The 23,860-nt window shown below is 71.4% G+C and carries 21 protein-coding genes and 2 tRNA genes; 4 read left to right on the top strand and 19 right to left on the bottom strand.

Going from position 1 to position 23,860, the window contains the following annotated elements; translation table 11 throughout:
- Positions 1-293 precede the first annotated feature (293 nt).
- Together rpsT and CP981_RS13190 are read left to right on the top strand one after the other, a co-directional pair.
- Positions 294-560 (top strand): 30S ribosomal protein S20, encoded by a 267-nt coding sequence (rpsT, locus tag CP981_RS13185; RefSeq protein ID WP_085925657.1) that lies wholly within the window; start codon positions 294-296, stop codon positions 558-560.
- Between the two features lie 635 nt (positions 561-1,195).
- A complete protein-coding gene (locus CP981_RS13190; RefSeq protein ID WP_244329643.1) occupies positions 1,196-2,077 on the top strand; it encodes a hypothetical protein in 882 nt (293 codons plus the stop codon).
- A 203-nt stretch (positions 2,078-2,280) separates the two neighbouring features.
- Here CP981_RS13190 and holA read toward each other — a convergent pair whose 3' ends face one another.
- On the bottom strand, positions 2,281-3,264 hold the full coding sequence (holA, locus tag CP981_RS13195; RefSeq protein ID WP_085925655.1) for a DNA polymerase III subunit delta: 984 nt from the start codon (positions 3,262-3,264) through the stop codon (positions 2,281-2,283).
- Between the two features lie 97 nt (positions 3,265-3,361).
- On the opposite strand from holA, the gene CP981_RS13200 reads away from it, so the two are divergent.
- Complete coding sequence (locus CP981_RS13200; protein WP_244329644.1) at positions 3,362-3,637, top strand: hypothetical protein; 276 nt, start codon at positions 3,362-3,364, stop codon at positions 3,635-3,637.
- A gap of 68 nt (positions 3,638-3,705) precedes the next feature.
- Here the strand turns inward: CP981_RS13200 and CP981_RS13205 are convergent, their stop codons facing one another.
- The 9 genes from CP981_RS13205 to CP981_RS13245 all read right to left on the bottom strand — a co-directional run bounded on the left by CP981_RS13205 (position 3,706) and on the right by CP981_RS13245 (position 16,873).
- A complete protein-coding gene (locus CP981_RS13205; protein WP_085925653.1) occupies positions 3,706-4,515 on the bottom strand; it encodes an arylamine N-acetyltransferase family protein in 810 nt (269 codons plus the stop codon).
- The gene (locus CP981_RS13210) at positions 4,515-5,000 is read right to left on the bottom strand and encodes an RrF2 family transcriptional regulator (RefSeq protein WP_085925652.1); all 486 of its coding nucleotides are present in this window, start codon (positions 4,998-5,000) and stop codon (positions 4,515-4,517) included. Before CP981_RS13210 ends, CP981_RS13205 begins: the two co-directional genes overlap by 1 nt.
- The gene (locus tag CP981_RS13215; RefSeq protein ID WP_167536092.1) at positions 4,997-7,864 is read right to left on the bottom strand and encodes a ComEC/Rec2 family competence protein; all 2,868 of its coding nucleotides are present in this window, start codon (positions 7,862-7,864) and stop codon (positions 4,997-4,999) included. Before CP981_RS13215 ends, CP981_RS13210 begins: the two co-directional genes overlap by 4 nt.
- Positions 7,861-8,574, bottom strand: coding sequence for a ComEA family DNA-binding protein (locus CP981_RS13220; RefSeq protein WP_341873676.1), 714 nt, complete (start codon positions 8,572-8,574; stop codon positions 7,861-7,863). The genes CP981_RS13215 and CP981_RS13220 overlap by 4 nt, the downstream gene beginning before the upstream one ends.
- A 469-nt stretch (positions 8,575-9,043) precedes the next feature.
- Positions 9,044-9,889, bottom strand: coding sequence for a DegV family protein (locus tag CP981_RS13225; protein WP_085925651.1), 846 nt, complete (start codon positions 9,887-9,889; stop codon positions 9,044-9,046).
- 303 nt (positions 9,890-10,192) lie between these two features.
- A complete protein-coding gene (locus CP981_RS13230) occupies positions 10,193-10,999 on the bottom strand; it encodes a hypothetical protein (RefSeq protein WP_085925650.1) in 807 nt (268 codons plus the stop codon).
- A gap of 251 nt (positions 11,000-11,250) precedes the next feature.
- On the bottom strand, positions 11,251-14,172 hold the full coding sequence (locus CP981_RS13235; protein WP_085925649.1) for a leucine--tRNA ligase: 2,922 nt from the start codon (positions 14,170-14,172) through the stop codon (positions 11,251-11,253).
- Between the two features lie 312 nt (positions 14,173-14,484).
- Positions 14,485-16,443 carry a S53 family peptidase gene (locus tag CP981_RS13240; protein WP_085925648.1) on the bottom strand — a complete coding sequence of 653 codons (1,959 nt, stop codon included), beginning with the start codon at positions 16,441-16,443 and terminating at the stop codon, positions 14,485-14,487.
- Between the two features lie 357 nt (positions 16,444-16,800).
- Positions 16,801-16,873 (bottom strand) — tRNA-Ala (locus CP981_RS13245).
- 183 nt (positions 16,874-17,056) lie between these two features.
- On the opposite strand from CP981_RS13245, the gene CP981_RS13250 reads away from it, so the two are divergent.
- The gene (locus CP981_RS13250) at positions 17,057-18,400 is read left to right on the top strand and encodes a glycosyltransferase 87 family protein (protein ID WP_085925647.1); all 1,344 of its coding nucleotides are present in this window, start codon (positions 17,057-17,059) and stop codon (positions 18,398-18,400) included.
- Between the two features lie 195 nt (positions 18,401-18,595).
- On the opposite strand, the gene CP981_RS13255 is transcribed toward CP981_RS13250, so the two are convergent.
- The 9 genes from CP981_RS13255 to CP981_RS37690 form a co-directional block, all read right to left on the bottom strand.
- Positions 18,596-18,829 (bottom strand): hypothetical protein, encoded by a 234-nt coding sequence (locus tag CP981_RS13255; protein WP_030413843.1) that lies wholly within the window; start codon positions 18,827-18,829, stop codon positions 18,596-18,598.
- 3 nt (positions 18,830-18,832) lie between these two features.
- Positions 18,833-19,078, bottom strand: a complete 246-nt coding sequence (locus CP981_RS13260; protein WP_085925646.1) for a hypothetical protein — start codon at positions 19,076-19,078, stop codon at positions 18,833-18,835.
- Between the two features lie 203 nt (positions 19,079-19,281).
- Positions 19,282-19,354 (bottom strand) — tRNA-Ala (locus CP981_RS13265).
- A 112-nt stretch (positions 19,355-19,466) separates the two neighbouring features.
- Positions 19,467-20,120 carry a histidine phosphatase family protein gene (locus CP981_RS13270; protein WP_085925645.1) on the bottom strand — a complete coding sequence of 218 codons (654 nt, stop codon included), beginning with the start codon at positions 20,118-20,120 and terminating at the stop codon, positions 19,467-19,469.
- The gene (gene rsfS, locus CP981_RS13275) at positions 20,117-20,551 is read right to left on the bottom strand and encodes a ribosome silencing factor (protein WP_085925644.1); all 435 of its coding nucleotides are present in this window, start codon (positions 20,549-20,551) and stop codon (positions 20,117-20,119) included. Before rsfS ends, CP981_RS13270 begins: the two co-directional genes overlap by 4 nt.
- A 253-nt stretch (positions 20,552-20,804) precedes the next feature.
- Positions 20,805-22,646, bottom strand: coding sequence for an LCP family protein (locus CP981_RS13280; protein WP_085925643.1), 1,842 nt, complete (start codon positions 22,644-22,646; stop codon positions 20,805-20,807).
- Positions 22,647-22,672: 26 nt separating this feature from the next.
- Positions 22,673-23,284, bottom strand: coding sequence for a nicotinate-nucleotide adenylyltransferase (gene nadD / locus CP981_RS13285; RefSeq protein WP_042154737.1), 612 nt, complete (start codon positions 23,282-23,284; stop codon positions 22,673-22,675).
- Between the two features lie 52 nt (positions 23,285-23,336).
- Entirely contained in the window at positions 23,337-23,498 is a 162-nt protein-coding gene (locus tag CP981_RS37685) for a hypothetical protein (protein ID WP_085925667.1), read from the bottom strand.
- 120 nt (positions 23,499-23,618) lie between these two features.
- Complete coding sequence (locus tag CP981_RS37690) at positions 23,619-23,768, bottom strand: hypothetical protein (RefSeq protein ID WP_167536093.1); 150 nt, start codon at positions 23,766-23,768, stop codon at positions 23,619-23,621.
- Between the last annotated feature and the right edge of the window lie 92 nt (positions 23,769-23,860).

Here is a 23,860-nt window from a genome sequence, read left to right on the forward strand (position 1 = left end):
GGTGCGGGGCTTCGCGGCTGGGGGCGGCTGATGGTCGGGTGGGGCCCGGACGGTGGTCGGGCGGGGGCCGGCGCGCTCGGGGACGGCTCGGGCGGTGGTCAGGAGGGGGCCGGGACGGTGGTCAGGCGGGGGCCGGGCGAGAGTTTCGGCGCTGGCGGGGCGGCGGTCCGGCGGTGGGTGCGGTCCGGTTTGGGCGGCCGTGGAGCCTGCTGGTAGCCTGGTCCACTGCGCTTCGTGCCCTCTCTCGTACGAGGCGCAACTCGAAACTCCAACGAACCTGAAAAGGCTCTTTCGTGGCGAACATCAAGTCCCAGATGAAGCGGATCAAGACCAACGAGAAGGCTCGTCAGCGCAACAAGGCTGTCAAGTCCACTCTGAAGACCGCGATCCGTCGCACCCGTGAGGCCGTGGAGGCCGGTGACCTTCAGAAGGCCGCCACCGCCCAGGCCGAGGCTGCCAAGAAGCTCGACAAGGCCGTCAGCAAGGGTGTCATCCACAAGAACGCCGCCGCCAACAAGAAGTCGGCGCTGGCGAAGAAGGTCGCGTCCCTCAAGGGCTGACCTTCCTCCGGAAGAAGGTCTCGCCTGTTCAGGCCTGATCTTCGACCCAACGCAATACCCGAGCAGTAACCCTGCCGACAGGGAACCAGCGGCCCCTCTCTCCGCTCCCTGACCGGTGCACCACCGCGCCGCACACGGCCTGCGTTCGCCACGCGGGTGCGGCGCACCCGGCTCACCCGGCGGCTACCACCGCCGACGAGACCGCAACAGCTTGATATGAAGGCCCCGCCTCCCCCTTCCCCAGGGATGAGGCGGGGCCTTTTGTCGTGGGACGGGCGCGCCACTGCGGGGCTTTTGCTGATCGTTTGCCGGCAGGCCGTTCGTGGGCGTCAGAGGTTCCTTGGAGTGCCTTGGGGGCCCTGGCAGTTCCCGCAGTTCCTTGCGGCCCCTTGCGGTCCCTTGTAGCTCCTTGCAGTTCCTTGCGGTTTTGTTGTGAGGCATGCTGGATCTACTTCGGGGCCTTTGCTGAGCGAGCGGTAATTGTTACGGGGAATATGTCCAGGGGCCCTTGTTGCGGGGGCGAGATTTCTTGGCGGAGGGTTGCTTGCGTCCGAAAGATCGGGCTTACCCACCGTCGAGGGAATTCACGACGCCGGGCCGGGTTCACTTTCGGCGGGGTCCGCTACGCTGCGCCCATGTCCATATCGGGGGATCAGAATAATCCTTACGGCCGGCCGCAGCCGCATCCCTACGGCCAGGTTCCCGCACCGCAGAATCCGGTGCCCGCACAGCAGAATCCCTACGCACAGCAGCCCCCGCCGCAGGGGCCGCCCGGCGGATACGGCTATCCGGCAGCGGGCACACCCCTAGCGGCGCCCGGCGCTCCCAACGGCACGGGCCGCGGCATGTCCGGCTGGCTCTGGGCGATCGGCGGGGCCGTCGCCGCCTCCGCGGTCTGGGGCTCGCTGTTGTTCGCGACCGGCGGCTTCTCCTCCGAGCCGAGCCCCGATCTCGCGGGCTACGGCTACACCAGTGATCTGTGCGCGGACACCTCGATGACCCCGTTCGAGAATGCCGACCTCAAGGCCAAGGCGAGCACCGGCACGGCCTCGAAAGACGCCAATCCGCAGCACAGCGGCGCGCAACAGGCCTCTCTCGACATCATGTGGTGCAACACCTCACTGGAAAAGAAGAACGCCAGTAGCTCCGACTATTCCTCGATCTGGCTCTCCAACACAGCCACCCTGCACAAGAAGACCGACCCCGGCCCCGAATTCGCCGACAGCTACCGCTCGTACGAGAAGCAGGACGCCTCCACCGGCTACCGGGTCGAGGCCGTACCAGGCCTCGGCGACGAGGCCTTTCTGGTGACCCGGAAGGACGACGGCAGCACAAGCTCCAGCTCGTATGTGATCCTCGGCATCCGGGACGGCTGGATGACCTATCAGTCGACCTGGTCGAACTACGCATCAAGCAGCAGCTCCACCAAGCAGCCAACGGCCGACGAGGCCGCAACGATGCTGAAGACCAGCGCCACAGAGACGCTCAAACGCCTCCAGAACTCGCGGTCCAGGTGAGGGGGTTGGGGGCGGTGAGGGATCGCGGGCCGGGTGGGTAGCTTGCGGTCCGGTGAGGAGCCGCAGGCTCGGCAAGCAGGTGGCTCGCTGTCCCGCGCGTCAGGGCTCGGTTCGGTGCTCGCGGCCCCGGTAAGGAGCTGGCGGGCTCGGTGAGAGCACCCGGCCGCCGCCGGATGCCTGCCCAGGCGCCCCCGGCGGCCGCCTCACCGTGACCGGGCCGCCCGGGCGATCGTCACGACGGCCTTCTCCAGGGCGTATTCAGGATCGTCGCCGCCGCCCTTCACTCCCGCGTCGGCGGCGGCCACCGCGCGCAGCGCCGTGGCCACACCGTCCGCCGACCAGCCGCGCATCTGCTGCCGGACCCGGTCGATCTTCCAGGGCGGCATACCGAGGTCGCGGGCGAGGTCGCCGGGGCGGGCGCCGCGAGGGGCGGAGGCGAGCTTGCCGATGGCGCGGACGCCCTGCGCCAGTGCGCTGGTGATCATGACGGGGGCGACGCCGGTGGCGATCGCCCAGCGCAGTGCCTCCAGCGCCTCGGCGGCCCGGCCCTCGACGGCGCGGTCCGCGACGGTGAAGCTCGAAGCCTCGGCCCTGCCGGTGTAGTAGCGCGCGACAACGGCGTCGTCGATCGTGCCCTCGACGTCGGCGGCCAGCTGCGAACAGGCCGATGCCAGCTCACGCAGATCGCTGCCGATCGCGTCCACCAGCGACTGGCAGGCCTCCGGCGTCGCCGAACGCCCCGTCGTACGGAACTCGCTCCGTACGAAGGCCAGCCGGTCGGCCGGCTTGGTCATCTTGGGGCAGGCCACTTCCCGCGCCCCGGCCTTACGGGCGGCGTCGAGCAGGCCCTTCCCCTTGGCGCCGCCGGCATGCAGCAGCACCAGCGTGATCTCCTCGGCGGGCGAGCCGAGATACGCCTTGACGTCCTTGATCGTGTCCGCGGACAGGTCCTGGGCGGCCCGCACCACGACGACCTTGCGCTCGGCGAAGAGCGAGGGGCTGGTCAGCTCGGCAAGGGTGCCGGGCTGTAGTTGCTCGGGGGTGAGGTCGCGCACATCGGTGTCCGCATCGGCCGCCCGGGCGGCCGCCACCACCTGCTGCACCGCGCGGTCCAGCAGCAGGTCTTCCTGGCCCACCGCGATCGTGACGGGGGCAAGCGGGTCATCGTGAGCTGTCTTCCTGGCCATCGCGGTCCAGCATCCCACGTGCCACTGACAACCCGGCCCGGCCGCACTCCGCCCCCTGCCGGACCGGGCCTCCCTCCCCCTGTCGGACAATGGCCGGGTGAATGACGCAGCTCCCCACCACCCCGATGTACGACCGGTGCGCCACGTACTGGTGCTGCCCGACCGCGACGCGGCCGAGGAGGTCGCCGAAGCCCTGACCGAACGCTTCGGTGTCACCGAGGAGCCCCAGCTCGTACGGGACGCGCTGGCCGGTGAGGACGACGCCGAGGATGCCCAGTGGCTGGTGGTCGTCGAGGACCCGGACGCCGCTCACGACCCCGCGCGGCTGCACGACCTCGCGGCGGAGTACGAGGGCTGGCGCGAGGCCGAGTAACGACAGGCCGCCCCCTCCCGACGGCCGGGCGACGGGTCATGCCCTCCCGACGGCCGGGCGACAGGCCGCTACGAGCGCCCCTGGGCTCCGGTCCCAGGCGGGGGCACCTCGCTCACCACGGGTTCCCGGTCCAGCACGATCCCGAAGTGCTCCCGGTAGGCGGCGAGGATCTCGTCAGCGGCAACCGTGCGCTCCTCGCGGGCACCGTCCACCGCAGTGGTCACGAGCGTACGGCCGGAGAGCGTGATCCGACCGGTCTCCGTCAGCCGTGAGCACACCAGGGACTGGGTGAAGTGCGACGCGGGCGAGGTCCGGTTCCACCAGCAGCCGACCTCGAAGTCCGCGTATACGCGCGGACGTTGTTCGATGCGGTACTGCGGCGAGCCGTCCCGCACCACATCGAGATCGCCCTCCGCCGTCTCCTCGATCCGGAACACCCCACCGGGATCGGCCTGCTCGGCACGGCTCTCCCAGCGCAGCGGAAAGTGACTGTGCCGGCCGAAGCCGACGTCCGCGAGCCATGGCCCGTCGGACGTCTGGACGCGCAGCGCAAGGTGGTCATACGGGATCCCGACCTTCCCCTCGGCGCCGAACACCCGCGCGGCCATCAGCTCCACCTCATACCCCAGCGCGCCCAGCAGCATGGCGAACGCACCGTTGAGCTCGTAGCAGAAGCCGCCGCGCCGGGCACCGACGATCTTGTCGAGCACCGGCTGCTCTGCGAGCACGATCTCCTCGCCGAGGTGGATGGAGAGATTCTCGAAGGGGACGGTGCGCAGATGGCTGAGGTGCAGTGCCCGAAGCGCGTCGGCATCGGGGGAAGCGGGGCGGTCGGCGCCGATCCGTTCCAGGTAGGCGTCAGTGGCAGCGGTGTCCATCAGGTGTGCGTCCTCTCCGCAGCGAACCAGCGGCGGGTCCGTTCCGCCGCCGAGGCGGGCGTACCGGCCATCACATCGGCAAGGGTCTGTGCGGCCAGCTCACGCCGCCAGGCCAGCTCGGCCTGGCGCATCGCCGTGGCGATGCCACAGGGCCGGCCGAACTCCCTGCCGGACGCCGCGGCGCCGGCCCCGCGCCGACGGATCTCGGTACACCGGAAGACATCGTCGGTGCCCTCGATCGCCGCAACGACGTCCATGAGGGTGATCCGCTCCGGCGACCGTGCCAACTGGAACCCACCCCGCGCGCCGGGAGTGGAACTCAGAATCCCGGCCCGCACCAGCGCCTGAAGCCGCTTGTTCAGGTAGGCCGCCGGCAACTCGAAGGAAGCCGCCAGGCGAGCGGTGGACACGGGCCCGTCCCCTTCGAGCCAGGCCAGCGTCACACAACAGTGCAGGCCCCACTCGACGCCTTCACTCATCCTCATAATCTGGAGTCTACTGATCCTGGTTCTGGGTCCTTTCTCCATTCCTCCCGTCGTCGCGGACGACGCCTGCCTGCCGTGCGGACGCCGGAGCGACGCACGCCCGGGTGCATACGGCCCCGGATTCTCGGGCCGCCGGCCAGGTGCATCGTGACCCGGTGGCCGGTGACCGCGGCGGACAGCCCGGCCGCGGTGCCGAGGATCGCGATGGCTCCGTCGGTGTCCGTACGCAGCACCCGGGCACCCAGGGCGCGGAGTGCTGCGATGGTGCGGGGCGCCGGATGGCCGTACGGGTTGCCGGCACCACAGGAGATCAGCGCCAGGCGCGGCGCCAGCCGCTGTATCAACGGCGGGTCCTGGTAGGCGGAGCCGTGGTGTGCCACCTTCAGGACGTCGACACCGCCAAGCTCTGGGTGCGCCGTCAACAGCCCTTGCTGTGCGGGCGGTTCGAGGTCGCCGAGCAGCAGGAGGGTCAGCCCTCCCGTACGGACGAGCAGAGTCACACTGGCGTCGTTGGGTCCGTCGAAGACGGTGGGGTCGGTGGGGGCGTAGGAGGGGGTGGAGTCGTGAAGGCGAGTGGGAGCGCCAACGGCGGCGAGGTTGTTGCTGGACACGCTGGGGCCGGGGAGGGTGGGCGAGGCGGGAGGCCAGAGGACCTCCCAGGTCAGCGGGCCCAGGTGGCGGCGCTCCCCCGGTGCCGCACGGATGACCGGTACCCGAGCCGCCGCAGCCGTACTGCGCACGAACTGCGCCTGTCCCGGCGGCTCTTGCAGGGTCGTGGTCTCGATCGCGCCGACCGAGCGCCCGCGGAGCGCGCCCGGGAGCCCGTCCACATGGTCGGCGTGGAAGTGGGTCAGAACGAGCAGGGGGATGCGGCGGACGCCCAGGTCGGTCAGACAGCGGTCGATGGCGTGGGGCTCAGGGCCGGTGTCCACCACCAGCGCGGTACCGTCGCCGGCTGCCAGCACCAGGCCGTCGCCCTGCCCGACGTCACAGACCACGGCTCGCCAACCCGGTGGCGGCCAGCCGGTGAGGACGCGGGTGAACGGTGCGGGGCGGCAGACCGCCAGGATCACCGCCAACGCGCAGAGCACACACAGCCAGCGGCGGCGCAGCACCCAGCGGCCCACCGGCACCAGGACCACTACGGCGGCCGCCAGCGCCAACCCGCCGACCCAGCCGCCCGGCCAGGCGAACTCCGCCCCGGGCAGCGCCGCTCCCGTACGGGCGACACCGGCGATCCACTCGGCGGGCCAGCCCGCACACCACGCCAGCGCCTGGGCGACCGGCGGCACGACCGGAGCGAGCGCGAGGGCCGCGAAGCCCAGAACCGTCGCAGGGCCCACGGCCAGTTCGGCCAGCAGATTGCAGGGCACAGCGACCAGGCCCACACGTGCCGACAGCACGGCGACGACGGGTGCGCAGACCGCCTGGGCAGCGGCCGCGGCGGCGAGCACCTCGGCGAGACGGGGCGGCACCCGGCGCCGTTGCAGTGCGGCGCTCCAACGCGGCGCGAGCAGCAGCAGAGCGCCGGTCGCCAGGACAGACAGCAGAAAGCCGTAACTGCGGGCGAGCCAGGGATCGTAGAGCACCAGCAGCAGGACCGCGGCGGCGAGCGCGGGGAGCAGCGAACGGCGGCGGCCGGTACCGATCGCCAGCAACGTGATCAGACCGCAGGCGGCGGCCCGCAGCACGCTCGGGTCCGGGCGGCACACCACAACGAAGGCGAGGGCGAGCGCGCCGCCGATGACCGCCGTACCGCGCAGCGACAAGCCCAGGCGCGGCGCCAGCCCGCGGCGTTCGGCGCGCGTCGCAAGATGCGGCGGGCCGATCAGCAGCGCGAGCACAATCGTCAGATTGCTGCCGGACACGGCGAGCAGATGCGTCAGGTCGGTGGCACGGAAGGCGTCGTCCAGATCCGGCGGCACACGCGAGGTGTCCCCCACCACAAGTCCCGGCAACAACGCCCGGGCATCGGCACTCAACCCGTCAGTGGCCTCCCGCAGCCCAGCACGCAGGCTCCCCGCCAACCGCTGGAGCGTGTCCGGCGCACCCACCGTGCGTGGCGGCTCACCGGGCGTCACCCGCAGCACGGCGGCCACCTGATCGCCGGACAACAACGGCGGCGCGACACGCGCCACCACCCGGATCCGAGTCGACGGCAACAGCTCCCGCCACTCCGACGCGATGCCCCGATGAGCACCGCCGGTCCCTCCTCCCGGCTGCTGCACGACCACCAGGGTGGGCGTGCGGACTGCCGTTACCTCGCCATTCGGCGCCGTGACGCGGACGGCATCGGCCGTGAAGACCAGCACCGGGGGCGTGCGTTGGGAGCCGCGCACCTTGGGGCGGGTCAGCCGTGGGTCTCCGGTTACCTCCACTTCCACCGTGGCCCGCGCATACTGGTCCGCGAGGGCCGGCAGCGGCCCACGTCGCAGGTCCGAGGCATGCAGCGCGGCGGACGCAGCCCCCGCCGCGGCACACAGCAACACGGCAGCCAGGGCCACCAACGCACCGGCCGACCGGATGCGGGGAGAGCGGCGCCGGGGCGACTCCGCGCCACGCCGACCGGTGTCGGTCAGAGGAGCAACACGAGGAGCAACACCGGTCTGCTCCCCCGCCCCTGATGCACGCTCGGCCCTGCGCCGAACCACCGCCCCCCGTAAGGCGAAGGCCGCCAGCACCACGGCCACACCACAGGCCACCGCCACTCCCCCGCCGGGGACGCCCAGCCCGATCGCCGCGGCCGCCCAGGCCGCCAGTGCGGGCGCGACAAGCCGCAGATCGGCCGGGCCCTCCTGATGCGGGTCCGAGGCACCGTGCGGCGATGCCGCCGTGGCGTGCACGGTGGCGCGAGGACTGGTCATGGCACCACCAGGGTGCGCAGGTCGGCGAAGCGGCGGTCACCGATACCGGTCACCTGACGGAGCTGGTCCACCGAGGTGAACCCACCGTGCTGGGTGCGGAATTCGACGATGTGACGGGCCAGGACAGGGCCCACTCCCGGAAGAGAGTCGAGCTGCTGCTCGGTCGCCGTGCTGAGACTGACCGGACCGCCCGGACCAGCCCCGGCACTCGGCGGCCCACTCCCCGACCCGCCGGCCCCCACGCCGGCGGAACCGGCACCACCCCCGGGCCCAGCCCCGCCACCAGCCGCACCAGCCGCACCGACCACGATCTGTTCCCCGTCGGTCAGCAGCCGCGCCCGGTTGAGCCCACGGATGTTCGCCGCGTGCAGCACGCCGCCCGCAGCCCGCAAGGCGTCGACCACCCGCGACCCCGGTGGCATCCGCTGAATTCCGGGGCGCCGGACCTTGCCCGTAACATCGACGACCAGCTGGCGCCCCGTATTGCCGGGCGGGCCGGTCGCCACCGCAGTGGCGGACGATGACGCTGACGGCAGCGACGGCGCTCGTGGGTCAGGGCCGGGCGCCCCTCCGGCCCGTTCCACCGCCGGGGCCCGTACCGGCTCGGGGCGCCCCACCCAGAAGTGCTGCACGGCGAACCCCACAGCCACCACAAGCACCAGGACCAGGGCAGCGAGCGCCTTCGGGTCGGTGCCACACCGTAACTGCACCCAAAGCGGAAGCCGTTCGCGTACGGCACACCACGCCCGCTCCCCACGGCGTCCGCGCGGAGGATCATGCCCAGAAGGCGGCGGGCCGGCCTCGGCAGCGCTTCCTGCGTCACCGAAGATCGCCGCAACCCGGGCCCGCACTCTCTCGCGCTCCCACTCCCGCCGCTCCGCCCCACCGGATGGAGCCGCCATCCCATCCGGCGGGTCCGAGAAGTCCGACGCCGCCGACGCAGCTGAGGAGACGGAAGGATCAGGCGCCCCCGAAGCGGAAACCGAAGCCGAAGCCGCCCCCGACCCCAGCCCCGAATCCCCCGACGAAGCCGGAAACCCCCATGACGCAGACCGAGACAAGTTCATACCGACCGACGCTAAGCACCCCGCGCCGATCTCGCTGAGCAGCGTCAATTCCGGTGGATGACGCCCCAGTTGTGGATAACTCCGTCACCCACAGGGCACCCCGCCGCCCCTCTCACCGCGGCGAAACCACAACCCCCAACAGCCCGGGGCCTGTGTGCGCGCCGATCACCGCACCCACCTCGCTCACATGCAGCTCATTGAGCCCCGTCACCCGCTCCCGGAGCCGCTGGGCCAGGGCCTCCGCGCGCTCCGCCGCGGCGAGATGGTGGACCGCGATATCGACCTGGCCCTCGCCCGCCCGCTCCGCGGCGATCTCCTCCAGCCGCGCGATGGCCTTGGACGCCGTACGGACCTTCTCCAGCAGCTCGATCCGCCCGTCGGCCAGTTGCAGGAGCGGTTTGACGGCGAGCGCGGAGCCGAGCAGCGCCTGGGCCGCGCCGATCCGGCCGCCGCGGCGCAGATAGTCGAGGGTGTCGACGTAGAAGTAGGCGGAGGTACCCGCTGCGCGCTTCTCCGCGGCGGCGACCGCATCGTCCATGTCCCCGCCGGCCTCCGCCGTCTCCGCGGCCGCGAGGGCGCAGAACCCGAGGGCCATGGCGACCATCCCGGTGTCCACGACGCGTACGGGCACCGGGGCTTCCCTGGCCGCCTGCACCGCCGCGTCGTAGGTGCCGGAGAATTCCGAGGAGAGGTGGAGCGAGACGATGCCGCTCGCGCCGGTGGCCGCGACCTTGCGGTAGGTCTCCGCGAACGTCGCGGGGCCGGGCCGGGAGGTCGTCACGGGCCGGCGCTTCTGGAGCGCCTGGGCGAGGGATCTCGCGGAGATTTCGGTGCCCTCTTCCAGGGCCTGGTCCCCCAGGACGACGGTCAGTGGCACGGCCGTGATGTGGTGACGCTCGATAGCCGTCCGCGGCAAGTAGGCCGTGGAATCGGTGACGATCGCGACATGGCGGGACATGACAGGGAGGTTATCCGGGGATCCGGACGCCGCACAGTGCGGGCCCCTCCCCAAGATCCTCCAGGTTTACCCAAGGCTCTGCCAAGAGCCCACCGAAAGGCCCCGCCGAGGCCCTGGTTCCCGGGAAAGACCACGTCAACACCCCCGGCACCCCCCGCGTCCTCGACGTCCACCAGGAGCAGAAGCCAGGTGAAGCGAGGCGGAGCCGGATGAAGCCCGGAGCCGTCAGCCTCTTCACCGCCATCTTCCTCTTCCCCCGGCCCCCGCCCCACCCCTCCCCCTCCTTCTGCCGCCGCTACGCCCTCACCTGGTCGTGTCCTCCGTCCGCGGGGCCTTCTGCCACGGGTAGGACGGCTGGGTGCGCGGGTCCCGTGCGGTGATCGCCGGCGGGTCCTCGGGGACCGGGCCCCAAGAACGGGCGGCGGTGTCCGACGGACCGGCGGCGGCACCGGACCGTGCGGGCCCCTCCGTCGTCTGCCCTCGCCCGGGAGCCTTCGTCTCTCCCGGTCCCGCGCTCTCCGGGCGGCCCGGTACCGGGTCCCGCAGGGGATCCATGGGGTCCTCGACCCGGGTCCAGTGGCGCAGCGCCCCGGACTCCACGTCGATCTGGTCGCTGAGCGAGGCCAGATCGTCGTCGGCGAACTTGCGGGCACGGTCGCGCGCGGCCCAGCGCAGCGACTCCGCGGAGTGCGTGATCCGCTCCAGCCGCTCCCGGAGGTCCGGGAGGCGGGTGCCGATGGTGGCCCGGTCGGGCTCGCGTTCCAGCCGCTTGAGTTCGTCGTCCAGCTCATGGCCATGGGCGCTGAGGCGCTCGAAGAGGCCGATCGCCTCGCTGAGGGAGGCGTCGTCCGGCGAGCCCCCGTAAAGCACGTCCTGGGTGGCGCGCATGGAGGTGCGCAGCGAGAGGCGCAGCTGTGCCAGTTCGCCTACCACGCCGGGCTGGGCGAGCTGGCGGGCGCGGAGGGTGGTGTCCTCGACGGTTCGGCGGGCGTGGGCGACCGTGCGGTCCACTCCGCGCTTGGCTGCCTTGACCGCCTTGACCGTCACGAAGACCCCGGCCAGAACGAACAGCACAATTAGCAGTCCGACGATGGCGACGGCGGCTTCCATGGGCTCTCCCCAGACGTGTCGGCGGCGCCGGTTTCCGGCCCGCGCCCTGTACCTCCACGGTAAACGGCCAGGGCAGGTCGCGGGTTCCGGAAGAACCCCCAACCTGCCCGTAGGGGAAATCACCCATGGCGCTCACGGAGCACCGGCAGGGGGGCCGAAGCGGTCTCGCGTCCGGCCCGGTGAGACGTCAGCGGCGGTCCCGAAGAACCGCTGCCGGGCGCCCGGGGCCGGCCCCGGGCGCCCGCCGACGGTTATGCCGGAACGATGTTCACCAGCTTCGGCGCCCGGACGATGACCTTCCGGATGCCCGCGCCGTCCAGCGCCGCGACCACGGCCGGCTCGGCCAGGGCCGTCGCCTCCAGGTCGGCGTCGGAGATCGACGGGGCGACCTCCAGCCGCGCCTTGACCTTGCCCTTGATCTGCACGACGCAGGTCACGGTCTCGTCCACGACGTACGCCGGGTCGGCCACCGGGAAGTCCGCGTGCACCACGGAGTCGGCGTGGCCCAGCTTGCGCCACAGCTCCTCGGCGATGTGCGGCGCCAGCGGGGCGATCAGCAGCACCAGCTGCTCGGCGACCGTGCGCGGGACGGGGGTGCCCGCCTTGGTCAGGTGGTTGTTCAGCTCGGTCACCTTGGCGATGGCCGTGTTGAAGCGCAGGTTCGCCATGTCCTGGCTTACGCCGTCGATCGCCTTGTGCAGGGCGCGCAGGGTGGCCTCGTCCGGCTCGCCGTCGACGACGGTGACCTCGCCGGTCGCCTCGTCGACGACATTGCGCCACAGGCGCTGGAGCAGGCGGTACTGGCCGACGACGGCCCGGGTGTCCCACGGGCGCGACACGTCCAGCGGGCCCATCGCCATCTCGTACAGGCGCAGGGTGTCCGCGCCGTACTCGGCGCAGATCTCGTCGGGAGTGACGGCGTTCTTCAGGGACTTGCCCATCTTGCCCAGGACGCGGCTGACCTTCTCGCCCTGGTAGTAGTAGCCGCCGTCCCGCTCCTCAACCTCGGCGGCCGGGACGGCGATACCGCGGCTGTCCCGGTAGACGAAGGCCTGGATCATGCCCTGGTTGTACAGCTTGTGGAACGGCTCGGAGGACGAGACATGGCCCAGGTCGAACAGCACCTGGGACCAGAAGCGGGCGTACAGCAGGTGCAGTACGGCATGCTCCGCGCCGCCCACGTACAGGTCGACGCCGCCGGCCGGCTGCCCCTCGCGCGGGCCCATCCAGTACTGCTCGATCTCCGGGTCGACCAGCGCATCGCTGTTGTGGGGGTCCAGGTAGCGCATCTCGTACCAGCATGAACCCGCCCAGTTGGGCATGGTGTTGGTCTCGCGGCGGTAGCGCTTGATGCCGTCGCCCAGGTCCAGGTCGACATGGACCCAGTCCTCGTTACGGGACAGCGGGGTCTCCGGCTGGGTGTCGGCGTCGTCCGGGTCGAAGGTCCGCGGGGAGTAGTCCTCGACCTCGGGCAGCTCCAGCGGCAGCATCGACTCGGGCAGGGCGTGCGCCACCCCGTCCTCGTCGTAGACGATCGGGAACGGCTCGCCCCAGTAGCGCTGCCGGCTGAACAGCCAGTCGCGCAGCCGGAAGTTGACGGTGCCCTCGCCGATGCCCTGGCCGGCCAGCCAGTCGGTGATCTTGGCCTTGGCCTCCGTGACGCCCAGGCCGTCCAGCGAGATGTCCGCGCCGGACGAGTTCACGATCTTGGCGTCGTACGAGGCGAAGGCGTCGTCCCAGGCCGAGGGGTCGGTGCCGCGGTCGTCCGACGGCTCGACGACACAGCGCATCGGCAGCTCGAAGGCGCGGGCGAAGGCGAAGTCGCGGGTGTCATGGGCGGGGACGGCCATGATCGCGCCGGTGCCGTAGCCCATCAGGACGTAGTCGGCGATGAAGACCGGGACCTGCTCGCCGCTGACCGGGTTGGTCGCGAAGGCGCCGGTGAAGACGCCGGTCTTGTCCTTGGCCTCGGCCTGCCGCTCGACGTCCGACTTGGAGGCGGCCTGCTTGCGGTAGGCGGCGACGGCGTCGGCGGGGGTGGCGTGGCCGCCGGTCCACACGTCGTGGGTGCCCTCGGGCCAGGCGTCCGGGACGATCGGGCCCGTGCCGTTGCCGTTGTCGGCACCGGCGACCAGCGGGTGCTCGGGCGCCAGCACCATGTACGTCGCGCCGAACAGGGTGTCCTGGCGGGTGGTGAAGACGGTGATCTTGTCGTCGCCCACCGGGAAGTCGACCCGGGCACCCTCGGAGCGGCCGATCCAGTTGCGCTGCTGGAGCTTGATGGCCTCCGGCCAGTCCAGCGCGTCCAGGCCGTTCAGCAGCCGGTCGGCGTAGGCGGTGATGCGCATGTTCCACTGGCGCAGCTTGGCCTTGAAGACCGGGTAGTTACCGCGCTCGGAGCGGCCGTCGGCGGTGACCTCCTCGTTGGCCAGCACCGTGCCCAGGCCGGGGCACCAGTTGACGGGTGCGTCCGAGGCGTACGCCAGGCGGTACTCGCCCAGGACGTTGGCCCGCTCCAGGGGGCTCAGCCCGCTCCAGGCCCGGCCGTCGGGGGTCGGACGGTCGCCGGCCTCGAACTGCGCGACCAGGGTGTCGATCGGGCGGGCGGCGTCCGCCTCCGGGTCGTACCAGGAGTTGAAGATCTGGAGGAAGATCCACTGGGTCCACTTGTAGTACGCCGGGTCGATCGTCTCGACCGAGCGGCGCCCGTCGTGGCCCAGGCCCAGGCGGCGCAGCTGGCGCCGCATGTTCACGATGTTGGCCTCGGTGGAGACCCGCGGGTGGGTGCCGGTCTGCACCGCGTACTGCTCGGCGGGCAGGCCGAAGGCGTCGAAGCCCAGGGTGTGCAGGACGTTGTGGCCCGTCATGCGCTGGTGGCGGGCGTAGACGTCGGTGGCGATGAAGCCCAGCGGGTGCCCGACGTGCAGGCCGGCGCCCGACGGGTAGGGGAACATGTCCATGATGAACTTCTTGGGGCGGGCCACCGACCCGGCGTCGCCGGCCAGGTCGCCCTTGGGGTTCGGGGCCTCGTAGGTCCCGTTCGCCTCCCAGAATTCCTGCCAGCGTGCCTCGATGTCGGCGGCCAGCGCGGCCGTGTAGCGGTGCGGCGCCGTCGTCTCGGTGGCGGCACCTCCCGCGCTTTCGGCAGCGGGGGAGTTGGTCGTCTCGCTCATCGTCCTCAAAGCTCCATCGATCGTCTCTGCCAGCGGAAACGCGCCAGATCCCCGGCACGCCGGAAACAAAAAGACCCCTCGCACAGGAGGGGAAGCCGCGCCGATTCCGACGGGTTCTGTCATCCGTCGGTACTGATCAGCGCGGCCCGCTAAGCAGAAGGCGTACGGCACGCATGGCGTCAGGGTACCGCAGGGCGTACGGGGCCCGCGCTGGGATTGCCCCCATGCGGGCCCCGCCCCCGGTTACCCGTCCTCCTGCCGCCGCGTCACAGGGGCGCGGCCGGTGCGGGGAGGCGGGGCCGCGCCCTGGTGTCAGGGGCGGTAGGAGCTCACGTAGCCGGCGCCCGGCGTGCCGACGCCGGTGACGTCGTCGTAGCCGACCACCGCGCGCAGGGAGCTGTCCTTGCCCAGGCTGCGCAGCGAGGTCGTGGTGCCCTTGCTCGCGTCGGTGCCGTTGACGTAGTCGACCCGGACAACCGCCAGGTCACGGCCGGCACCCAGGGGGTGATCGGTGACGTCGTGGTAGGCGGCGGTGCCGTAGCGCTGGTAGATGCCGGGGTTGGCGAAGCCGATGGCGACGCCGTGCCGGGCCTGCTGGGCGAGCGCCTGGACGCCCGCGATCACCGGGGCGGCCAGTGAGGTGCCGCCGATGCGGTACTCGTCATAGCCGAGCTTGCCGTCCGGCAGGGTCTGGGTCTGGCCGACCAGGAAGCCGGTGTTGGGGTCGGCGACCGCGGCGATGTCCGGGACGGTGCGCATCGCGCCGCCGCCGTTCGCCTGCGCGAGCCCGTCCGGGACGACTCCGCGCTGGTAGAAGGGCTGCGCCACGGTCTTGCTGGTGCCGCCGCCGGCGCCGCCGTTGAAGGTGCCGGGGAAGCCGGTCCAGTCGTTGCCGTCCTTGGAGAGCACCGCCTTGCGGGTGCCCCAGCCGGTCTCCCACTGGTACGCGTCGTGCTTGCCCACGGCCAGAGAGGTGCCGCCGACGGCGGTCACCCAGGCGGAGTTCGCCGGGGTGTCGACCTGCTTGGTGCCCGTGTTGTCGACCTCGTCACCGTTGTCGCCGGAGGAGAAGTAGAAGCCGATGCCCTGCACCGCGCCCTGCTGGAAGAGCTGGTCGTAGGCGGCGGCCACGTCCGGGGTCTCATTCGCCTCGATGTCGCCCCAGGAGTTGGAGACGATGTCGGCGAGGTGCCCGTCGACGATCTTGCCGAGCGAGTCGAGCAGATCGTCGTCCATGCAGGAGGCGCCGCCGACGTAGACGATGTCGGAGTCGGGGGCGACGGCGTGCACGGCCTCCACGTCGAGGGTCTCCTCGCCGTACCAGCCGGCCGCGCCGCACTCCTCGATGTGCGTGTAGTCCTCGGGAAGCACCTGGGAGAGCTGGCCGCGGCGGTATCGGGGGTCCCCGTTGCGGGCTGCGTAGGTGTCCGCGTCCTTGGCGATGGTCGGCGAGGCGTACGCGTCGGTGATCGCGACGGTGACGTGCTTGCCGGTCCACTTCTTCGCCCCGTAGGCGGCGCGGAGCTGCTTTCCGGTGTAGCCCTTGATCGCGTACGGCGCCTTGCCCCCGTAGGCGGACGGCAGCTTCTTGTCGGTCCTGGAGCCGTAGTACGAGGAGAACGGGCCGGAGTTACGGAAGACGCCTTCCGGCGGCGGCAGTTCGCTGGAGTGGTGCTTGGCGAGCCGTGGCGCGTTGTCCAGGCCGGTGACCGTCAGGACCGCGTCGGCCAGGTCGGCGGGCGCGGAGGCGGTGGCCGACGGAGCGTGGTAAGTGTGCCCGCTCTTGCGGTAATTGTGCAGGTCGACGGCGAAGGCGCGCTCGGCGGCGGCCGCGTCGCCCGTGACCGTCAGATAGCGGTTGGTGGTGCCGGTGACCGTCAGGCCGGACTTCTTCAGCCAGCCGGTCACCTTGGCTATCTGGTCGTGCGTGGCGCCGAAGCGGGCGCGCACCTGGGCGGGGCTCAGATACTTCCCGTACGCGGCGGAGTGCGGGTCGGACACGGCCCTCGCGCGGTCCGCGAGCCCCTTGGCGTCGCGGCCGGCCAGATAGACGCGGGCGGTGACGGCCGCGGAGGCGGAGGTGGCGCCCCGGTCGGCCTGCCGGGTGGCCCACAGCGGCTTGGTGCCCGGCAGCGCGTGCCGGCCGCCGTCGTGGCCCGCGGCATCGGCGGCGGGCGCGCCGAGCGCGAGCGCACCGGCGACCAGCGGCAGCGTCGCTGCCCAGGCCAGACCGGCGCGGGCGCGCGGTGATCTGGTGCGGCTTGATCTCATGGAACCCCCTGTGTGGCGATGTGGTGCGCCGCGGGGTGCCGCGCTGCGCCGGTGTGCCGGTGTGCGGCACCGCACGAGCGGTGAAGGCGTGAGAGGTGAGGCTCACGCGATGCGCCACTCTTTCGGTGAACCGTTCATGTCAGGGGCATGCGATCACCAAGATGAGCCCAAGGAAAGGCAAGGACTGGTCAGGAATGAACACAGAGCGAACGGTCAACTCGCCCTGGCGGACACGTCACTGACCGGATATCAGCACAACTCCGGGAGAACTCCCGCCGATTACGCCCCTGAGGCGCCCCGTACGCAGACGCACGACGAAGCAGGCCATCCATATCGGATGACCCGCTTCGTTCACTGTGGAGCTAAGGAGAATTGAACTCCTGACCTCCTGCATGCCATGCAGGCGCTCTACCAACTGAGCTATAGCCCCGTATTCTGTTTCCGTGCGGTTCCCCGCTGCGGCATCGCCTACATTACACGGACCTCCCCGGCTTCTGCCAAATCGTTCTGCCAGGGGCCCTACAGCGCGACGCGCGGTACTCAGGGGCCCTTCGGTGCGACGCGCGGTACTGTCGGCGATCTGTGCCCGATTCGTCCTGGGGAGCCGTACGCCGTGACCGCGCTGGAGCTGGAGCAGTCCACCGACGCCGGCGGCGCCCAGCCCGGCAAGGGCCTCATCCGCCGGCACCCGACCCTCGCGGCAGCCCTCGGCTGCCTGGTCTCCTTCGCCGTCTTCTGGACCGTGCAGCGCCTGCTGAACGTGACGATGATCGACCTGATGGTCTACCGCGCCGAGGGCTTCACCGTCCGCCACGGCGAGTCCCTCTACGACATGGTGGCGACCTCGGCGCATCTGCCCAACACCTACCCGCCCTTCGCGGCCCTGCTGTTCACCCCGCTCACCCTGCTCGGGGCCCCGGCGATGCGGACCGTCGCCACCGCCGGCAACCTGCTGCTGCTCGTCGGCGTCGTCCACCTCTCGCTGCGCCTGGTCGGCCGGCCCCGGCGGCTCCCCCGGCCGGCCGCGACGTTCGCGGTCTCCGCGCTGCTGGTGTGGTGCGAGCCGGTCTGGACGACGCTGCGCTACGGCCAGATCAATCTGCTGATCGCGGTACTGGTGCTGTGGGACCTGACCCGCACGGACACCCGGCGGCTCGCGGGCATCGGCATCGGTGTCGCGGCCGGCCTCAAACTGACCCCGGCGCTGTTCGCGGTGTTTCTCGCGCTGGCCGGCCTGGTCCGCGCCGGGCAGCTGCTGCGGTCCGGCGCGGGTGCCCGCGCCGCCTGGAACCCCTGGCTGCGGCAGGCCGCCGTCGCCACCGCCACCTTCCTGGCCACCGCCCTCCTCTCCGCGCTCGCGCTGCCACGCGACTCGTACCGCTTCTGGACCGAGATCGTGTACGCCACCGACCGGGTCGGCGAGGTGGAGATCACCGCGAACCAGTCGCTGCGCGGCGCCCTCGCCCGGCTGCTGCACACCCACGACCCGGGCGCCGCCTGGCTCGTGGTCGCCGGCCTGACCGGCGCCCTCGGTCTGGCACTGGCGGTCGCCTCGCTGCTGCGCGGGCAGCGCGCCTGGGCGGCCGTCGCCTGCGCCGCCACCGCGCTCCTGGTCAGCCCGATCTCCTGGTCCCACCACTGGGTGTGGTGCGTACCGATGCTGATCCTGGCCGGTTCCGAGGCGCTGCACCGGACGGGCACCCCGGCCCGCCGCTGGTGGCTGACGACCGGTGCGCTGGGGCTGCTCTTCTGCTCGTTCGCGCTGTGGTGGGTGCCGCACCGCTGGCACCAGCACGAGGAACTGCACCAGAACGGGGTGCAGATGCTGCTCTCCGGCAGCTACCCGCTCGCCGGTCTCGCGCTGTTGGCCCTGACCGGGGCCCGGCTGTGGCGGCTTCGGGGGCGGGCGGGACAAAGCGCCGCACGCCCGTCCGCCGACCTCGCCGTCGGCAGCTGAACCATGCGCCCGCACTGCGGAATTGCGCGGTGTCCGTCTCATATCCGCCACAACGTCCCCGCCGCCGACGGCAGTTCCGTCCGACCGAAAGGGTCCGTAAGCGTCCGGAACTGCCCGGAGCTGTCCTGAGCTGTCTGAGACGCCGTCAAGGAGGGGGCGCGGCCCGTCAGTGGCCCCTTGGGGGCGGCGGCCCGCTCAGGCCGTGGCGAACGAGTAGAAGCGCTTCAGCGTGCAGTGCTCATCCAGCAGCCGCCCGTAGATCGGCTCCCCGTCGAGCTCCCGGTAGGTCTCGATGGGGTCGCCTTTTATGACCAGGGCGCGGGCGCATTCCTCGCACCAGTACTGGTAGTCCGTGTTGACGGGTTCCATGTCCCGGACGATCGGCGTACCACTGCCGCACCAGTCACATTTCCTGCTGTGCGCGCCCATCCATCAGCTCCAACTGTGGCCGCAGGCCGTACAAACGAAGGAAACGCCCCCGTTGTCGCCCAGCACCTGTGCGACATGGGAGGAGCCGCACGAGGGGCACTGAAGAGCGGTGCCGTCGCCATTGCGCACGGCGGCGGGACCGTCGACGGGGCAGGTGAAACGGAGCGCGTATTCCGGCAGCCAGTCATAGCCCTGCGCCTGGGCCACTTCGAGCAGGTCATTGACCTCCTCGAGGATGCTCGTGGGCATCGCGATCTTCTCCTCCCCTGCCGGCGCCGTCCGATTCTGCCACGGACCGCGGGCCGGGTCAGGGCCGCCTTCGCGCCACCTGGCCGACGGCACCGCCGGCCACCGTTCCCGGCGCGGCCCGCGCACGGGACGACCCGACCGCGCGGCGGGCTCGCATAACGCAGAGATCCCGCCTCCGAGAGGAGACGGGATCATCCGGGTTGTGGAGCTAAGGAGAATTGAACTCCTGACCTCCTGCATGCCATGCAGGCGCTCTACCAACTGAGCTATAGCCCCGGGTCTTGTTCCGCTCCCCCGGGTTTCCCCCGGCGGCGCCGCGAACAAGAAGAACTTTAGCCTGCGACCTGCCCAGATGTGAAATCCGGTCCGGCCGGGCCGCCCGGCGGGCTCAGTCGTCGTCGCCGAGCACCGGCTCCGGCAGGGTGCCGGCGTTGTGTTCCATCAGGCGCCAGCCGCGCGCGCCCCGGCCCAGCACCGACCAGCAGCAGTTCGACAGACCGCCCAGGCCCTCCCAGTGGTGGGCCTCCAGGCCGAGCAGCCGCCCGATGGTGGTGCGGATCGTGCCGCCGTGGCTGACCACGACCAGGGTGCCGTTCTCGGGAAGCTTGTCGGCGTGGTCGAGGACGACGGGGGCGGCCCGGTCGGCGACCTCGGTCTCCAGCTCGCCGCCGCCGCGGCGCACCGGCTCACCGCGCTTCCAGGCGGAGTACTGCTCGCCGTGGCGCGCGAGGATCTCGTCGTGCGTCAGCCCCTGCCAGGAGCCCGCGTAGGTCTCCCGCAGGGCCGCGTCATGCGTGACGTCGAGCCGGGTCAGCGCAGCCAGCTCACGCGCCGTCGCCGCCGCCCGCTGGAGGTCGGAGGCGATGATGGCGTCCGGCCCGAGAGCGGCGAGCAGCCGGGCGGCGCGCCGCGCCTGGGCGACGCCCGCCTCGGTCAGCTCGATGTCCGTGGAGCCCTGGAAGCGGCGCTCCAGATTCCAGGCGGTCTGGCCGTGGCGCCACAGGACGATGCGGCGACCCTGGCCGCTCCTGGTGCCGTTCAGAGCAGCTCACCGTCCTGTTCGCCCGCCGTGGCGTCGGCGTGCGCCGCGGCCTTGCCGCGGGTGGCCTTGGCCTCCTCGGGGAGGTCGATCTCGGGGCAGTCCTTCCACAGGCGCTCGAGCGCGTAGAAGACACGCTCCTCGCTGTGCTGGACGTGCACCACGATGTCGACGTAGTCGAGCAGCACCCAGCGGGCCTCGCGGTCGCCCTCGCGGCGGACCGGCTTGACGCCGAGGTCCTTGTTGAGGCGTTCCTCGATCTCGTCGACGATCGACTTGACCTGGCGGTCGCTGGGCGCCGAGGCCAGCAGGAAGGCGTCGGTGATCGAGAGGACGTCACTGACGTCGTACGCGATGATGTCGTGCGCGAGCTTGTCGGCCGCGGCCTGGGCGGCGGCGTTGATGAGCTCGATGGAGCGGTCCGTGGCGGTCACAAGCGGCTTTCCGGTTCGAGGGCAGCCTCTCCGGCCGGGCAGGGGCGCTGGCTCGCTGCGGAGCCGCGGCGCGCGCCGCAGTCCCCATGGGCAACCGGATCGGCGGTCAGGTACCCCTCAAGGGTCTCACGGACCGCCGACACTCCCGGCTGTGTTTTCGAACCCACTGGTCAGTCGCGGCGTCCGGGCCGGTCAGCCCCGGGGCCGGCTCCCGGGCCCCGGCCGATACCGGGGGCCGGGGGCGTCCGGCCCGTCAGCCCCTGTAGTCCCGGCCCAGTACCACGGTGATGTCGGCGTTCGAGGCGCCCTTGCCCTGCCTGACCGCGCCCGCCGGCAGCCCCAGTGTCTTGGCGACCTCCGCGGCCTTGGCCTTCTGGGCGGCGTCCGCGTAGGTGATCCGGGACGCGGTACCGGCCGCGGCGGCGGTGCCGTCGTCGACGAAGCTGTAGCCGCCGTTGAGCAGCGACACCTGCGCCTTTCCGGTGGCGGCCTTGTTTCCGGTGGCGTTGCGGACCGCGACCCGGACGGTCGCGTCGGGGGTGGTCTTCTTGACCGTGCCGCCGAGCACGTCCTTGACCACACTGGCCGAGGTGGTCTGGCTGAGCGTCCCGTTCGCCTGTACGGGCAGCAGGGTGGTCCGGTAGGCGCCGGTCTTCGCCAGTTCCGCCCGCTGCGCCAGCGAGCTGCCCAGCTGGGCCTCGGTGAGCGGCGGGTCGAGCACCTGCAGCAGCGTCTTGACCGTGGTGGTGGCGCCGTCCGCGTCGCTGGAGACCTTCTTCAGGGCCGCCTGCATGACCTGGCCGAACCGCTGGAGCTGCTTGGTCTGCGGCTCGCCCGGCTTCAGGTAGGTGGCGTAGGCGACGGCGGCCTGGCCGCTGAGGTCCTGGGCGCTGCCCTGTTTGACGACCGGGGAGGCGCCCTTCTTGGCGCCGGGGACGGTGGCGTCGGTGTCCAGGGTGATCCCGCCGATCGTCTCGACGAGGTTCTCCAGGTACGGGGTGTCCAGCCGCCAGCTGGCCTTGAGGTCGGCGCCCAGGAGGCTGTTGAGGGAGTCCCGGGTCGGCTCGGTGCCCTCGTCCTTGACGGACTTGCCGAGCGTGGTGCTGGTGCCGTCGTCCTTGGGGACGAGGAGGCTGTTGGGCAGGAGGACGGTGGTGCCCTTGTGGGTGGTCTCGTTGTCCACCAGCAGCGCCGTCGAGCTGTTCCCGCTCTTGGTGTCCCGCAGATGGACGACGAGGACATCGCGCTTCTGCCCGGCGGCCGCCGCCGCGCCGGCCTCCGGACCGGCCACTCCCGGCAGCTTGCCCGCCCACCACAGATAGCCGACACCGCCGGCGACCAGCAGGGCCAGCACGACGGACAGCGCGACGATCCGGCTGCGGCCGCGCCGCTTGGCCTCCTCGCGCCGCTCGGTGCGGCTCTCGGTGAACTTCAGCCAGTCGATGACGTCTTCGGAGTCCTCGTCCGGCTCCTCGATGAAGGAGAACTGCTCGGTGCCGTAATCGGGGCCGTCGGCGGAGGGCGCGCCGGGGCCGCCCGCGGCGTCCGGTCCGTCGCTGTCCTCCGCCGGGGCGCGGCGCTGCGCCGGCGGCCGGGGCGGGCCGTCCTGGCGCTGCGGGGCGGGCTCCTCGTAGCGGGGCTGTTCCCCGTAGGAGACCTGCTCGTACGGGGACTGCTGGGCCTGCTGCGGGATCCACTCCTGCTGGTGCGACGGGTCCTGCTGGGGGCTGCCGTACGGGTCGTACTGCTGCGGATAGCCGGGCCGGTCCTGCACCTGGCCGCCGCCGTAGGCGTCGTAGCCGTACTCCGCCTGCGCCTGGTAGGGCTGGTGGCCGTCCTGGTATCCCTGGGCGGCCTGGCCGGCGCCCTGTTGGCCGCCGTAGGGGTCATAGCCCTCGTAGGCGGACGGGGCGGTCTGCTGTCCGTACGCGTCGTAGTGCTGCTGGTACGACGGCTGTGCGGCGTCGTGGTACACCGGCTGCCCGTAGGCGTCGTAGGTGTAGCCCTGCTGACCGTGCTGCCCTTGCTGCTCCTGGGCATACGGGTCGTGGGCATACGGGTCCCGCGGCCCGTACGGATCCTGTCGGTCGCTCACCGGTGTGCCCCTTTCCGTCAGCCCCGTCAGCCGTCGTTGCGGTACAGCTGCTTTTTGTCGATGTAGCGCACCACACCGTCCGGCACCAGGTACCAGACCGGATCCCCCTGGGCGACACGCGCCCGGCAGTCGGTCGAGGAGATGGCCAGCGCCGGCACCTCGACCAAGGACACCGCCCCCGCGGGCAGCCCGGGGTCCGCGAGGACATGGCCGGGCCGGGTCACCCCGATGAAGTGGGCGAGTGAGACCAGCTCCGCGGCATCGTGCCAGGTCAGGATCTGACTGAGCGCGTCGGCGCCGGTGATGAAGAACAGATCCGCGTCACGGTGCTCGGTCCGCAGATCACGCAGCGTGTCTATCGTGTACGTCTTGCCGCCGCGGTCGATGTCGATACGGCTGACGGAGAACTGCGGATTCGACGCGGTCGCGATGACCGTCATCAGATACCGGTCCTCGGCCGGGGACACCGTCTTGTGGCTCTTCTGCCACGGCTGTCCCGTCGGCACGAAGATGACCTCGTCGAGGTGGAACTGGCTGGCCACCTCGCTGGCGGCGACCAGGTGTCCGTGATGGATCGGGTCGAACGTCCCGCCCATCACTCCGAGTCGCCGCTTCACGGGCCCTGTGTGCTCTCCCATGCGTGCAGACCCTACTGGGCGGCGCGCGATGCCGGATGCCGGGTGCCGGGGCTCAGCGGTCCCGGTTGAAGCGGGTGGTGATCCAGAGCAGGAGGAGCAGGACAAACAGGGCGCCGCCGCCGGTCACGAAGGGGCTGAGGCTGGCGTGCCCGCCCTCGTGGCCGGGTTCGGCGGCGAGGGTGGCCAGGGACTGTGCGGTGGTGTGCAGGCTCATCGTCGGCAGGACCAATCCGGGCTGGGGTCGGGCAGAGACTTCCACCACATCGTAAGCGTCGGCTCACCGGGTGCCCACGGCGACTCCGCCCGGAGGCGCCTGCGACGGGCGGCGGAGGGGTCAGTCCTGCCCGTAACCGCGCAGCAGGAACCAGGCGAGCAGGGCGGCGCCCACGAAGCCGACGATGATCACTGCGCGCAGGATCCATCCGGGTCCGCCGTCCCTGGCGGTCTCCTGGGCTGCGGCGAGCAGCACGCTCGGATACGGCATGACGATGCGCTCCCTCTGATGCGGTCCGTGGGCCATGTGTACGAACCTGTGCGGGTATTGGTGCGATCGCCAGCGTACGCCCGAGCATCCAT

Source organism: Streptomyces platensis, assembly GCF_008704855.1.
Lineage (GTDB): Bacteria > Actinomycetota > Actinomycetes > Streptomycetales > Streptomycetaceae > Streptomyces > Streptomyces platensis.